The sequence below is a fragment of the Mesorhizobium sp. LNHC229A00 genome (genome assembly GCF_000502415.1).
Taxonomy (GTDB): Bacteria; Pseudomonadota; Alphaproteobacteria; order Rhizobiales; family Rhizobiaceae; genus Mesorhizobium.
On sequence record NZ_AYWQ01000006.1, the window covers coordinates 405,796 to 419,267 of the forward strand.

Genomic DNA, 13,472 nt, shown 5'->3' on the forward strand with positions numbered 1-13,472 from the left:
TTATGGCACGATCAGTGTGCCGGCGCCGTGTTCGGTGAACAGTTCGAGCAGCACCGAATGCGGCGTCTTGCCGTTGAGGATGACGACGCCTTCAACCCCGCGCTCGATCGCCTCGATGCAGGTCTCTACCTTGGGGATCATGCCGCCGGAAACCGTGCCGTCCTTGATCAGCGCCTTGGCCTCGGCGACCGTCAGCTCGTCGATCAGCTTCTTGTCCTTGTCGAGCACGCCCGGCACGTCGGTGAGGAACAGCAGGCGCGAGGCCTTGCATGCGCCTGCGATGGCGCCGGCGAAAGTGTCGGCGTTGATGTTGTAGGTATGGCCGTCGCGGCCGGGTGCGACCGGCGCCAGCACGGGGATCATTTCGGAGCGCGCCAGAAGGTCGAGTAGCGTGCGGTCGACCTCGACCGGCTCGCCGACGAAGCCGAGATCGAGCACGCGCTCGATGTTGGAGTCGGGGTCGATCATCGTCTTGCGCGCCTTTTCGGCGAACACCATGTTGCCGTCCTTGCCGCACAGGCCGATCGCCCATTCGCCCTCGGCGTTGATCAGCGCGACGATTTCCTTGTTGATCGACCCGGCCAGCACCATCTCGACGATCTCGACCGTCTTTTGGTCGGTGACGCGCAGGCCGCCCTCGAACTTGGATTCGATGCCCATCTTGGCCAGCATGGCGCCAATCTGCGGTCCGCCGCCATGGACGACGATCGGGTTGACGCCGGACTGCTTGAGCAGCGCGATGTCGCGCGCGAAGGCCTTGCCGAGTTCGAGATCGCCCATGGCATGGCCGCCATACTTCACCACGACCGTCTTGTGCTCGTAGCGCTGCATGTAGGGCAGCGCGCGCGACAAGAGGGCTGCCTGCATTTCGGCGGTGGCGGCGACGTCCGTCATCGGCGTGGTTCCCTGGATGATAGCTAAAGACGGCGGCGTCTTAGCGGGAATTGACGCGAGCCGCAAATGGCATTGCTGTCATAGTCGGTTCACGGTGTCGTCATTGTGACGGCACCATCAACGGCGCCCGCCGCGTCAGCCAGCCCGAGATTTTCTCCATCTGCGCGGCGAGCGACAAAAGTGTTTCCTCGTCGCCCGGCCGACCGGCGGCCTGGATGCCGAGCGGCAGGCCGGCGTCCGTGACATGGACGGGCAGCGCGATCGACGGCTGGCCGCTGACATTGTGGATCGCCGGCCAATGCGTGAACCAAAGGCTCTTGTCCATTAACTGGCCGAACAGCGGTTTGATCTTGAGCAGCGCGGTAAGGTGAAGCTTGTCCAGCAGGTTTTCGATCAGTTCGTCGGCGCCTTTCGGATCCATGGCGCCGCAGGCAAGCGGCGGGTGCGCGATGATAGGCATCAGCACCGCGTCATAGCGCGCGGTCTCCGTGATCAGTTGCCGCGAGGTGGCATGCAGACGCTGCAGGCCGGCATAGGTTTCGCCGGCCGAGACCATCTCGCCCAACCGGCCGAGCACGCGCGTGGCGCGCTCGATATCGCCCGTCACGGAGCGGCCGACGCGCAGCGCTTCACCGCGCAACGAGCCGGCGACGGCGGAAGCGACCGTCGTGCAGAAATCGGCGAAGAAATCGCGGCCGATAAAGGGCAGATCGATGTCCTCGACCGAGTGGCCGCCCTCCCGGGCGAGCGCCACGGCAATGTCGAGCGCCTTCAGCGTTTCGGCCGAAATCGGCAGGCCTAGCGGCGACTTGCGGTACACCGCCAGCCTGAGCTTGCCGGGATCCCGTGCGGCAGCGGCAGTGAACGTGTCCTTTGGCGGCCGCGCGGCATAAGGCGCGAGCGTATCGGGACCATGGGTGAGGTCGAGCAGCAGCGCGCAGTCGCGCACCGAGCGGGTGACGGCGTGATCGACGACCATGCCGTACCAGCTTTCGCTCACCAGCGGGGATAGCGGGACACGGCCGCGCGAGGTCTTGAGGCCGACAAGGCCGCTGCAGGCCGAAGGCACGCGGATCGAGCCGCCGCCATCCGACGCATGCGCCACCGGCACGACGCCGGCGGCGACCAGCGCCGCCGAACCGCCCGACGAGCCGCCGGTGGTGTGGCCGGCATTCCAGGGATTGCGGGTGACGCCAAAGGCCTTGGATTCCGTCATCAGCCGCAGCCCGTGCTCGGGTGACGTCGAGGTGACGATCGGAATCAACCCGGCGGCGAGATAGCGCTCGGTCATCACCGAGTTGAAATCGGGCACCCAGGCCGGAATGCGGCTGCCGCCATGCGAGGGCACGCCGTTGATGGCGATGCCGAGATCCTTGATGGCGAAGGGGACCCCGGCCAGCGGCAGCGAATGGTCGATGCTCTTTGCCCGCATCCGTGCCGTCTCATAGAGCGGCTCGGCCGTGGCATTGATTTCGGGGCGGGTCGCCTCGGCGCGGGCGATTGCCGCTTCGGTCACCTCGATCGCCGACAGTTCCCCCTTGCGCACCAGACCTGCAAGGCCGGTTGCGTCTTCTTCCCAAAGGATTCGTTCAACCGACATGCGCGCTCCCCATTGCCCGCCAAGCTAGTCAGCGGCAATTCCCTTGGCAATCGCAGCCTGCGCCTGGACGCCGAACTTTAGGTGCACAGCATATTTCCGGCGTTGCAAATACAGCGCAATTGCCTAATTTGGCGCGCATGACGCCGCAGGACATTACCAAGCTGATCGTCCGGACTTCGATGAAGGATCGGGCAGCGTTCGATCTGCTTTACCGGCACACCAGTGCGAAACTTTTCGGCGTATGCCTTCGTGTATTGAACGACCGGGGAGATGCTGAAGAAGCGCTGCAGGAAGTCTTCGTCAAGATATGGACCAAGGCGGATCGCTTTGCTGTCTCCGATCTGAGCCCGATCTCCTGGCTGGTGGCAATCGCGCGCAATCATGCGATCGATCGCATCCGAGCGCGGCGCAAGCCCGCCGTCGATATCGATGCCGCGCTCGACGTGGCCGATCCGGCGCCGGGACCTGAAGCGATGGTGGTGGCGGGCGACGAATCCGAGCGGATCCATCATTGTCTCGATGAGTTGGAGAAAGACCGGGCGGCGGCCGTCCGGGGTGCTTACCTCAAGGGCGAAAGCTATGCCGAGCTGGCGGAACGCCACGGCGTGCCGTTGAACACGATGCGTACCTGGCTGCGCCGCAGCCTGATGAAGCTCAGGGAATGTCTGGAAAGATGACGCTGGCAGAGGACAACGGACCGGAACGAGGAGGCGACGACCTGTTCGCAGCCGAATACGTTCTTGGCGTGCTGCCGGACGAAGAGCGGCAGATCGCTTCCAGGCGCATCGAAGCCGAGACCGATTTCGCACGGCTTGTCGACGGCTGGGAAGTTCACCTCTCGCCGATGGCATCAGCCTATCCGGAAATCGAGCCCGCCGCTTCGGTGAAGCCGGCGATCGACCGCCGGTTGTTTTCGTCGGCATCGGCAACGTCAACTGAAGCACGCGCCAGCCTCTGGTCCAGCCTCGCCTTCTGGCGCGGCCTTGCTGTGGCGGCTGTTGCCGCGCTGGCGCTCTACGTCGCCGTTCCCTATGTCAACCGGCCGGCTGAACAGCCGCAGGCTCGGCTGGTCGCTTCGCTGGCCGCCGACGGCAGTGACGTCAAATATCTCGCCGTCTATGATTCCGAACGGCATGAAGTCAGCCTCTCGCATGTTTCCGGCGCGCTCGCCGCCGGCAAGGACTTCGAACTCTGGATGATCGAGGGCAAGAACGCGCCGATCTCGATGGGCGTCATCCCGGCTGGTGGGACGGCGCATATTGGCGTCTCGCCTACCACGCAGCGGAAACTCGCGCAGGGCGCCGTGCTGGCCGTTAGTCTCGAACCGGCCGGCGGCTCGCCGACCGGGCAGCCCACCGGGCCGGTGGTTGCCGCGGGCGATTTGAAGGGCATCTGATCGAGCTTTCGCACTGGGGCGCCAATAGAACATGCTCAGTCTATCTTCCATCCGCATATGTCCAAATGACCCAGTAGGCCGGTGAATTGCCGTGCCAAAGTTTTTTCCACAGCGAAACAAATCAAAAATCAGCGAAATATTCTGAAACTCACGCATCTGTGTTCCGTATCTCCTTGCGTCCCCAAAAATGGGAAGAGAAACCCAAGGAGTTTTGATACAATGCGCAGATTCGCCACCCTTTTGCTCGCCGGCACGATCGCTGTCTCCGCCCTTGCCACGGCTGCTTATGCTGAAAACCCGATGGTCGGCGGCGCCGCCATGTTTGCCAACAAGACCATCGTCGACAATGCCGTCAATTCGAAGGATCACACGACGCTGGTCGCCGCCGTCAAGGCGGCCGGTCTTGTCGAGACCCTGCAGGGCGGCGGCCCGTTCACCGTCTTCGCGCCGACCAATGAAGCCTTCGCCGCGCTGCCTGCCGGCACGGTCGAGACGCTGCTCAAGCCCGAAAACAAGGACAAGCTCGTCAAGATCCTGACCTGCCATGTGATCGGCGCCAAGGCGATGGCGGCGGATGTGATGTCCATGGCCAAGGCCGATGGCGGCACGCACAAGGTCAAGACGGTCGGCGGCTGCGAGCTGTCGCTGAAGGCCGACGGTGGCAAGGTCACCGTCACCGACGAGAACGGCAATGTCGCCAATGTGACCATCGCCGATGTCGAACAGTCCAACGGCGTCATCCACGTCATCGACAAGGTTCTGCTCCCGAAGATGTGATCGGGCGGAAGATGTAACGAGGCGCTTGCCGCGGGCGAACCTGCTGCAAGAGCTCTCCGTTGATTGCGTTTTCTCGCTCACGTGATCCGCAATCGACACGCGTGCTCCGCGCCGTCCACGATCAAAAGTGGACGACGCGGAGTGTCGTTTGGGGCAACCGTCACCGGCTTTTGACTTTCGGGCGGCGGCATAGTTTGGCAAAACAGACGACAGGAGGAACTGGTCATGAATCGTCGCGACTTTCTTTTGAGCGGCGCCGCCGCCATCGGCGCCATTGGGGCCGCGGCGGCAATGCTGCGCATGGGCAGCCCGCGGGCCGCGCAGGCCGCCGAAAAATTCGAGGTCACCAAGACCGACGATGAGTGGAAAGCCATCCTGTCGCCGGCCGCCTTCAACGTGCTGCGCAAGGAAGGCACTGAATATCCAGGCACCAGCCCGCTGCTCAACGAACACCGCAAGGGCATCTTCGCCTGCGCCGGCTGCGACCTGCCGGTTTATCCCTCTGAGACGAAATTCGACTCCGGTACCGGCTGGCCGAGTTTCTGGCAAGAGATCGCCAATGGCATCGGCAAGACCGAGGACCGGTCGCTGGGCATGACCCGCACCGAAGTGCATTGCCGCCGTTGCGGCGGCCATCTCGGCCATGTCTTCGACGACGGTCCGGCGCCGACCGGCTTGCGCCACTGCATCAATGGGGTGGCGCTGACCTTCAAGCCCGCCACCGCCTGACGACCCAAGGCAATAAAAAACTCCGGGCTTTGCGGCCCGGAGTTTTTTGCGTGGTCAGGGCTTTTCGGGCGTGGACTGGAGGAGCTTCCCGAAAACCGTTGCCACGATTCCTTTGCTTCAGTGCCCGCCGCCTCCGCCACCACCTGGCGCGGCCGGCTTCTTGATCAGCATGGTGAAGAAACCCAGCGTCCCGAACAGCACGGTCAGCAGATAGAACACGTCCATGAAGGACAGCAGCGCCGCCTGTTGCTGGACCATGCCCGACAGCTTGGAGATCGCGGCACTGGTGGCGTCGAGGCCGGTGGTCTGCTCGAAATTCAGCGTCATGTTCTGCAGCTTGGTCTGCGCGGCGGCACTGCCCCACTGCACATGCTCGGAGAGCCGGGCATAGTGGAAGGCATTGCGGTCGATCAGCACCGTGTTGATGACGGCGAGGCCGACGGCGCCGCCGAGGTTGCGGGTCAGATTGAACAGTCCCGACGCATTCTTCAACCGGTCCGGCGGCAAGGTGCCGAGCGCGATGTTGTTGATCGGCACCATGCACAGCATCATCGAACAGCCGCGCAGGATCTGCGGAATGAGCAGCTCGTAGAAATCCCAGTCCGCGGTCAGGTGCGTCATCCACCAGGTACCGGTGGCGAAGCCGAACAGGCCGATCATCATCATCAGCCGCAGGTCCATCTTGCTCGACAGGATGCCGGATATGGGCGCGGTGACGAACATGGCCAGGCCGCTGACGAACAGCGCTTCGCCGATCATCATCGAGTCGTAACCGCGGATGCGACCAAGAAAAACCGGATAGAGATAGGTCAGGCCATAGAGACCGATGCCGATGACAAAGGAAAACAGCGAGCCGAAGGCGAAGTTGATGTTGCTGAACGCCCTGAGATCGACGATCGGCTCCTCGGCGGTGAAGACGCGCCAGAAGAAGATCACCGCGCCGATGGTCATGACGATGGCGCAGATGAAGACGCCCTGGTCCTGCAGCCAGTCATTGTTCGGGCCTTCCTCAAGCACGTATTCCATGCAGCCGAGGAAGGCGGCCATGCCGGCAAGGCCCCACCAATCGAACTTCGAGAACAGCTTGAGATTGGGCTTGTCGAAATCGATCAGCGACCAGGCCGCGGTCGCTACCAGGATGCCAGGCACGACATTGACCAGGAACAGCCAGTGCCAGGAAAAGGCGTGGCTGATATAGCCGCCGACGGTCGGGCCGATGGTCGGCGCCAGCGTCGCCACCAGGCCGATCATCGGCGAGACGATGGCGCGGCGCGAGGGCGGGAAGATGGTGAAGGCCGCGGCGAAAACGCTCGGGATCATGCCGCCGCCGATGAAGCCCTGCACGGCGCGGTAGACGATCATCTGGTCGATGTTGGTGGCGGTCGCGGCAAGGGCGCTCGCCGCGGTGAAGCCCGCCGCCGCGACGGTGAACAGCACGCGCGTCGACAGCATCCGGCTGAGGAAGCCCGACAGCGGGATCATGACCACCTCCGCGATCAGATAGGCCGTCTGCACCCACGGGATCTCGTCGGAGCTGGCGCTGAGACCGGCCTGGATCTCGGCCAGTGAGGCCGAAACGATCTGGATGTCGAGGATCGCCATGAACATGCCGAACACCATCGCCAGGAAGGCGATGACGCGGCGTGTCGAGATCGTGTCGGGGGCAGCCGGCATTGCCGGCGGCGATCCTGCGGTGATGGTTGCGGTTGCCATTTCCTGGCCCTCCTTGGGGCCTCGTTGAGGGCAGGCCGGGCGGCTCGGTGCATCAGTCAGCCACCAAGCCGCCCTCCGAAAAGCGATCAGTTACTGGTGACGGCAGGCGCGGTACGGCTGTCGACGGCGACGACGACGCTCAAGCCCGCGCGCAGCTTGCCGGTCTTCAGCGCATCGGCCGGCACGTCGATGCGGACCGGGACGCGCTGCACCACCTTGGTGAAGTTGCCGGTGGCGTTTTCCGGCGGCAGCAGCGAGAACACCGCGCCCGAGGCCGGCGCCAGCGAGGAGACAGTCCCTTGGATGGGCTGGCCGTCGATAGCGTCGACCGAGATGTTGACCCTTTCGCCGGGCACGAGCCTAGCAAGCTGCGTCTCCTTGAAGTTGGCGACGATGTATAGCTTGTCCATAGGGACGACCACGGCGAGCTTCTGGCCGGGGCTGACCAGATCGCCCTGTTCTACGGAGCGGTTGCCGACAACGCCGTCATAAGGCGCCTTGAGCACCGTGAAGGAGAGGTCGCGCGCGGCCTTGTCACGGCCGAGCTGCAGGGATGCCAGCGTGCTGGCGGATTCCGCGCGCTGTGCCTCGAGCACACCGATATTGGCCTGCGCGGCGGCGATCTGCGCGTCGGCGCCGACGAGCGCGGCATTGCCCTGGTCGAGCGCGGTCTGGGCGTCGTCCAGCTGTGCCTGCGTGCCGACATGGGTCTTGACCAGTTGCGCGGCGCGCTGCTGGGCACGGCCGGCATTGTCGGCGGCGGCCCGATCTGCGACCTTCTGCGCCTGCGCCTGCTGCAGGGAGGCCTGCGCGGCCTTGGTCTGCGCGTCGATGCGGTCGAGTGTCTTGGCCAGCGTGGCGATCTGCGCCTCGGCCTGGGCAACGGCGATCTTGTAGTCGCCGGCGTCGATCGTCAGAAGCGGATCGCCGGCCTTGACCTTCTGGTTCTCGCTGACCAGGACCTGGTCGACATACCCGGAAATCTTGGGCGAGACGAACGCCATGTCGGCCTGGACATAAGCGTCATCCGTCGAGATCATGAAGCGGCCCGAGATCCAGTAGTCATAGCCATACCAGGCGCCGCCGCTCAGAAGGGCAAGGCCGATGATCGGCAGCAGGAAAGAGCGCACCGAGCGCTTCTTCTTGGCCGGAGCTTCTTCCGCCGGCGGCGGTGCGATGACCGGCCGGAGGGGAATTTCAGGGGCTTCCGTCGCCGGCGCGACCTTGGCATTGGGGAAAGGGCGGACTTCTGCTGATGTTGGCGCGGTCGAGGACATGACAACTCTCTAAAGTTATAATACTGAACCGTTCGGTTCGATCAGGCCGTTGACATAGCGCGTAAAGAAGACCATATCAAGGGGCAATCGAACCGGTTGGTTCGAATTATTTCGAGGTCTGACTTTTATGGTTGAGATTGTGCGCAACACCGAAACCGATCCGTGCGAAGACTTGCTGGACGGTCTGCGCCGCGGCCGCCCGGCCGCGGGACAGGATCCGGCCAAGCGCAGCCAGATCATCGATGGCGCCCGTCGTGTCTTCATCGAAAAGGGCTTCGAGGCCGCCTCGATGAACGATATCACCCGCGAGGCCGGCGTCTCGAAGGGCACAATCTACGTCTACTTCGCCAACAAGGAAGAGCTGTTCGAAGCGCTGATCGAGGAAGAGCGCGGCACCATCTTCAAGAACATGTACGACATGCTCGATCGCGCCGACGACTTGCGCCAGACGCTGGTGAAGTTCGGCAAGGTTCTGTCGATGAAGATCACCTCGGCCAGGGTCATCCAGGCGCAGCGTACGGTGATCGGCGCCTCCGACAGGATACCCGACATGGGCGCTCGCTTTTACGAACGCGGACCCAAGCGCGGCCATGACAAGGTGGTGACGTTTCTCAACGCCGCCATCGAGCGCGGCCTGCTGGAGATCGACGACGTCGACCTCGCCGCCTATCAGTTCACCGAACTGTGCCTTGCTGGTCTTTTCCGGCAGTGCATCTTCGCCTATCGCACCAAGGCCCCGACCCAGGACGAGATCGACCACATCGTCAGGTCGGGCGTCGACATGTTCCTGAAAGCCTACGGCACCCAAAGGCTCGTCGAGGACGAAAAAGCCCTGCCGCAGACGTGAAGGCGGATCGGTATGGGCGATCCTAAGCTTCAGGATCAGATGCGGCGCATCGTGACGGACTTCAACGCCGGCCGCCACGAGCAGGCGCGGCTGCTTTGCGAGGAGGCTCTTGGCCGGACCGCGGACGACCCGGCTCTCAACCACCTTATGGCTGCACTTCTTTTCGCCAAGGGAGAGATATCGGGAGCCCGCATCCATATTCATGCAAGTCTGGCGGTCAGGACGGACAACGCATCCGCTCAATTGCTCGCCGGCCGCTTGGCGCGGGCGGCACGGGATTTTGACGAGGCGCTGTCCCATCTTTCACGTGCGGCGGCATTGGCGCCTGACGCTGCCGTGCTTGTCGAGCGGGCTCGAACGCTCGATGAGGCGGGCGACCGGATGCGGGCGCTCGAGGCGTGGCGGCAGGTGACACTTGCCGATCCCTTGTCGGCGGAAGCGGCGGCGCGTCTGGGCCGCATGCTGTTCGAGGACGGAATGCCTGCCGATGCGGCACCTTTGCTGGAGCGGGCCGTAAACGGCGACGCGCCGGCATCGGCATGGTTCGATCTCGCCCTTGTCAGGCAGGATCTGCATGATCATGTGGGGGCAGCGGCCGCCTATCGCCAAGCCTTGGAGATACGTCCCGACGACGCCGAGGCGGCGGTCAACCTTGGGGTGGCGCTGCAGGAGACGGGCGATGTGGACGCCGCGATGGAGGCCTATCGATCGGCCTACGAGCAGCGCGCCACGACATTCGGCATTATCGCGATGGCCCTGACGTCAGCGCCGCACGGCAAGCTTTGGCTCGACCGCGAAACGTTGAAGGGCTTGCTTGCCGGCTAGAGAGCTCCAGGAAAAGATCTAGCGGGCGCGTTTTACGCGAAACTGCTTCCGGTAGACGCCGGGCTCGGCAAGAACATCGGCGACTGTCTTTTCGTAGGAAGCCTTGCGCACGGCATCGAAGCTTTCGAAAACGAGTTCGGGCGCGGCGCGTGGCACGGGAAAGCATTGCGCAACCGGCGTGCCCTTCGCCAGCACGCCCGAGAAACCCTGGTCGGTCCAAATTGCCGGGAAATTGATGCCGGCGTCCTGGAAATGATCAGCATCGACAACACCAGTCACCAGTCGGAAAGGAAGGTCATCGCGGTTGACCGGATGGGTGGCGAAGAGGGACCAGCCTTCCTCCAGTTCGATCGTCCAGAAACTGTTGAACTTTATGGCCGCAAGCCCATTCGAGAGCGGTGCTCCGGCGAGCTGTTCGGCGACATGGAAGCTGAGCGGCGAACGCGGATGACCCTTCGTTGACGGCTCGGCGATGTCCCATCGCCATTCAAAGGCGCCGTTCTCCACTGTCACATCGCATGGCAGCAGGATCATGAAGCCATGTGTCATGGCATCGACGAAGGGCGGGCACTGCTTTACCGTCCGGATTTCTCGCCCATGGATTTCCGAAAAGGCTTTTGGAGGCATCTTGCGCAGCCAGTCAGGCAGCAGGCCGCGCGCCGGAACCGGCCGGGGCAGCGTTTCGGCAAGCGCGGGATCACAACGAAAAACGATACGCATCCGACTGCCCTCAAACGACGCTGCGATGCTGACGAATTGCCAAGGCCCGGTCAACGGATGCGCGCACCACGATTAGAACATAGTGCCAAAAAGTTTGAAGCGCTTTTCGGAAGACGTCATGCTCTATATCTTTGATTTAGAAACGGATTCGAATTTCAGGCCGACTTGACCTTGAATCATGCGGCTCTAGCCGCCATTGGCGGCGAGCACGATCGCGGCCTGCAAATCCTCCAGGCCTTCGCCTTTTTCCGACGACGTCGCCAGCACGAACGGGAACGCCGCGGGACGTTTCTTGATCTTGGCCAGCGTCTCTTCGATCAGCCGCGGCACGCCGGCGGCCTTGATCTTGTCGGTCTTGGTCAGCACGACCTGGTAGGACACCGCCGCCTTGTCGAGCAGCGACAGCACTTCGTCGTCCTTGGCCTTGATGCCGTGGCGGGCGTCGATCAGCACATAAACCCGCTTCAGCGTGACCCGGCCCTTGAGATAGTCGAAGACCAGCTTCGTCCACTCGTCGACCTTCTCCTTGGGCGCGGTGGCATAGCCGTAGCCCGGCATGTCGACCAGCGCCATTGGCGGCAGGTCGGCGCCCTCACCCGAAAATCCATCCGGCACGAAATAGTTGAGCTCCTGCGTGCGCCCCGGCGTATTGGAGGTGCGCGCCAGGCCCTTCTGGTTGACCAGGGCATTGATCAGCGACGACTTGCCGACATTGGAGCGGCCGGCAAAGGCAATCTCGGGCGGCCCCTCCGGCGGCAGGAACTTCATGGCCGGCACGCCGCGGATGAAGATCCACCCGCGCGTGAACAGGTCGGTGCCGATCGCGGTGCTGTTGGGAACGTTCAAGCTGCTGCCTCCAGAAGAGAAATATCGGCGCCCCTGATGGCGTCGAGGTTGCGGCCGATCTTGTCCACAGGCCAATCCCACCATGCCACTGCCAGCAGCCGCCGGATCGTCCTGTCGTTGAAACGCATCTTGACCACTTTCGCCGCGTTGCCGGCGACGATCGCATAGGGCGGCACATCGTGCGTCACCACCGATTTGGCGGCGACGATGGCGCCATGGCCGATTTCCACGCCGGGCAGGATCACAGCCTCCATGCCGATCCAGACATCGCTGCCGACCTTCGTGTCGCCGCGCACTTCCTTCGACCACGTGGCCGGGTCAAAACCGTTTTCCCAACCATGACCGAAGATGTTGAACGGATAGGTCGAAAAGCCGGACATGGCGTGGTTGGCGCCGTTCATGATGAAGCGCGCGCCTTCGGCTATGGCGCAGAACTTGCCGATGATGAGCTTGTCGCCGATGAATGGATAGTGATGCAGCACGCATTTTTCGGCGAACTTGTCCGGCCCGTCGGGGTCGTCATAATAGGTGAAGTCGCCGATCTCGATATTCGGCACTGTCACCAGAGGCTTCAGGAAGCCGACGCGCGTGTGCATCGGGATCGGGTGCTTGATGCCGGGGTTGGGTCCGTCCATGTCGAAGTCCGTCCAGGAAGTGACAGCCACGCCGATCCGCAATCCGCGCGCCTGGTCAAAATAACGTGATCCGCCCTATAGCATCAATCGGCTGACGAGCGAGCCTTCCTTGCTCGACTGCTCATTTGTTGCCGCGGCAGATCACGATCGGATTGGACAGCGCGCTGTCGAACCCACTGCCCTGATAGACTTGCACGTTCGACGCTCCGGGCGGCAGCATGAAGCTGCCTTCGACGACCTTCTGATCGCCGGCCATCGTGTGGAGATCCCAGCTAAACGTGCAGAACTGCGGCGGCTGATCCTCTCGCTGGCTGCCATCCCGCTGGTGCTCCTGCTACGCAAACCGGAACGCCGGCCAAGATCGACCACAGCGCTGTCATGGAATGACGCGGTGGAAGCGGTCGGAAATTGAGCGCCGCTCACGCCTATTCGTCCTCACAGGGCGTAAAAAGAAACCGGGGTCCCGTGAGGGACGACAGGACCCCGGCCTCGCCGATACGGCTTCCCAAGAAACATGGCACCTCGTCACGAGGCGGGGATGGCGGACCGAGAAAGCCCCAACGGCCTGCCAACGCCCCCTTTCGCCGGAAGCCGTTTACTTCGGCAACAGCACCTTGTTGACGACGTGAATGACGCCGTTCGATTGGTTGACGTCGGCGATCGTCACCTTCGCCTCGCCGCCGGACTCGTCCATGATGTAGAGCTTGCCTTTCTTGATCTCGGCGGTGAGCGTGTCGCCGGAGACGGTCTTCATCTCGTATTTGCCGCCCATCGCTTTCGCCTTCTTCATCATCTCGGCGCCTGAAATCTTGCCAGCCACGACATGCGCGGTCAGCACCTTGGTGAGCTTGTCCTTGTTCTCGGGCTTCAGCAACGTATCGACGGTGCCGGCGGGCAGTACCGCGAAAGCTTCGTTGGTCGGGGCGAACACGGTGAACGGGCCCGCGCTTTGCAACGTGTCGACCAGGCCGGCGGCCTTCACGGCGGCGACCAGCGTCGTGTGATCCTTCGACTTGACCGCGTTCTGCACGATGTTCTTGGTGGCGTACATCGGTGCGCCGCCGACATTCGGGTTCTTGGCGTAGGCTGGGGCGGCAATCGCCATGCCGGCGACAAGGGCTGATACGGCGATGGTCCTGAATGTGGGCAAGCGCATGTGGTCTTCCTCCGGTGAGGGCTGATCGGAATTGATAGCCTTTGGAAACGCACAAGC

Annotated in this window: 15 protein-coding genes; 6 read left to right on the top strand and 9 right to left on the bottom strand. The window is 63.1% G+C overall.

The features are described 5' to 3' along the window. Both argB and X742_RS155370 read right to left on the bottom strand, forming a co-directional pair. Positions 1–894: an acetylglutamate kinase gene (gene argB, locus X742_RS155375; protein WP_023772298.1), complete on the bottom strand. Its 894-nt coding sequence runs from the start codon at positions 892–894 to the stop codon at positions 1–3. Between the two features lie 100 nt (positions 895–994). Then, the gene (locus X742_RS155370; RefSeq protein WP_023772299.1) at positions 995–2,494 is read right to left on the bottom strand and encodes an amidase; all 1,500 of its coding nucleotides are present in this window, start codon (positions 2,492–2,494) and stop codon (positions 995–997) included. Positions 2,495–2,631: 137 nt separating this feature from the next. On the opposite strand from X742_RS155370, the gene X742_RS155365 reads away from it, so the two are divergent. From X742_RS155365 to msrB, 4 genes are all read left to right on the top strand, one after another. Next, the gene (locus X742_RS155365; protein WP_023772300.1) at positions 2,632–3,171 is read left to right on the top strand and encodes a sigma-70 family RNA polymerase sigma factor; all 540 of its coding nucleotides are present in this window, start codon (positions 2,632–2,634) and stop codon (positions 3,169–3,171) included. Further along, on the top strand, positions 3,168–3,890 hold the full coding sequence (locus X742_RS155360) for an anti-sigma factor (RefSeq protein ID WP_023772301.1): 723 nt from the start codon (positions 3,168–3,170) through the stop codon (positions 3,888–3,890). The genes X742_RS155365 and X742_RS155360 overlap by 4 nt, the downstream gene beginning before the upstream one ends. Before the next feature lie 219 nt (positions 3,891–4,109). Further along, a complete protein-coding gene (locus X742_RS155355) occupies positions 4,110–4,667 on the top strand; it encodes a fasciclin domain-containing protein (RefSeq protein WP_023772302.1) in 558 nt (185 codons plus the stop codon). A gap of 225 nt (positions 4,668–4,892) precedes the next feature. Beyond that, positions 4,893–5,396 (top strand): peptide-methionine (R)-S-oxide reductase MsrB, encoded by a 504-nt coding sequence (msrB, locus tag X742_RS155350; RefSeq protein ID WP_023772303.1) that lies wholly within the window; start codon positions 4,893–4,895, stop codon positions 5,394–5,396. Between the two features lie 117 nt (positions 5,397–5,513). On the opposite strand, the gene X742_RS155345 is transcribed toward msrB, so the two are convergent. Both X742_RS155345 and X742_RS155340 read right to left on the bottom strand, forming a co-directional pair. Then, entirely contained in the window at positions 5,514–7,070 is a 1,557-nt protein-coding gene (locus tag X742_RS155345) for a DHA2 family efflux MFS transporter permease subunit (protein ID WP_245273793.1), read from the bottom strand. A 125-nt stretch (positions 7,071–7,195) separates the two neighbouring features. Further along, positions 7,196–8,386 (bottom strand): HlyD family secretion protein, encoded by a 1,191-nt coding sequence (locus X742_RS155340; protein WP_023772305.1) that lies wholly within the window; start codon positions 8,384–8,386, stop codon positions 7,196–7,198. A 127-nt stretch (positions 8,387–8,513) separates the two neighbouring features. Between X742_RS155340 and X742_RS155335 the strand changes: the two genes are divergently transcribed. Together X742_RS155335 and X742_RS155330 are read left to right on the top strand one after the other, a co-directional pair. Continuing rightward, positions 8,514–9,233 carry a TetR/AcrR family transcriptional regulator gene (locus X742_RS155335; RefSeq protein ID WP_023772306.1) on the top strand — a complete coding sequence of 240 codons (720 nt, stop codon included), beginning with the start codon at positions 8,514–8,516 and terminating at the stop codon, positions 9,231–9,233. Between the two features lie 12 nt (positions 9,234–9,245). Then, a complete protein-coding gene (locus X742_RS155330; protein ID WP_023772307.1) occupies positions 9,246–10,058 on the top strand; it encodes a tetratricopeptide repeat protein in 813 nt (270 codons plus the stop codon). An 18-nt stretch (positions 10,059–10,076) separates the two neighbouring features. Here the strand turns inward: X742_RS155330 and X742_RS155325 are convergent, their stop codons facing one another. The 5 genes from X742_RS155325 to X742_RS155310 form a co-directional block, all read right to left on the bottom strand. Next, positions 10,077–10,778 carry a hypothetical protein gene (locus X742_RS155325; RefSeq protein ID WP_023772308.1) on the bottom strand — a complete coding sequence of 234 codons (702 nt, stop codon included), beginning with the start codon at positions 10,776–10,778 and terminating at the stop codon, positions 10,077–10,079. Positions 10,779–10,964: 186 nt separating this feature from the next. Continuing rightward, positions 10,965–11,624 carry a ribosome biogenesis GTP-binding protein YihA/YsxC gene (gene yihA / locus X742_RS155320; protein WP_023772309.1) on the bottom strand — a complete coding sequence of 220 codons (660 nt, stop codon included), beginning with the start codon at positions 11,622–11,624 and terminating at the stop codon, positions 10,965–10,967. After that, positions 11,621–12,259 carry a CatB-related O-acetyltransferase gene (locus X742_RS155315; protein WP_023772310.1) on the bottom strand — a complete coding sequence of 213 codons (639 nt, stop codon included), beginning with the start codon at positions 12,257–12,259 and terminating at the stop codon, positions 11,621–11,623. Before X742_RS155315 ends, yihA begins: the two co-directional genes overlap by 4 nt. Before the next feature lie 121 nt (positions 12,260–12,380). Beyond that, complete coding sequence (locus tag X742_RS1000000176525) at positions 12,381–12,515, bottom strand: hypothetical protein (protein WP_023772311.1); 135 nt, start codon at positions 12,513–12,515, stop codon at positions 12,381–12,383. Between the two features lie 339 nt (positions 12,516–12,854). Next, positions 12,855–13,415, bottom strand: a complete 561-nt coding sequence (locus X742_RS155310) for a fasciclin domain-containing protein (protein ID WP_023772312.1) — start codon at positions 13,413–13,415, stop codon at positions 12,855–12,857. Between the last annotated feature and the right edge of the window lie 57 nt (positions 13,416–13,472).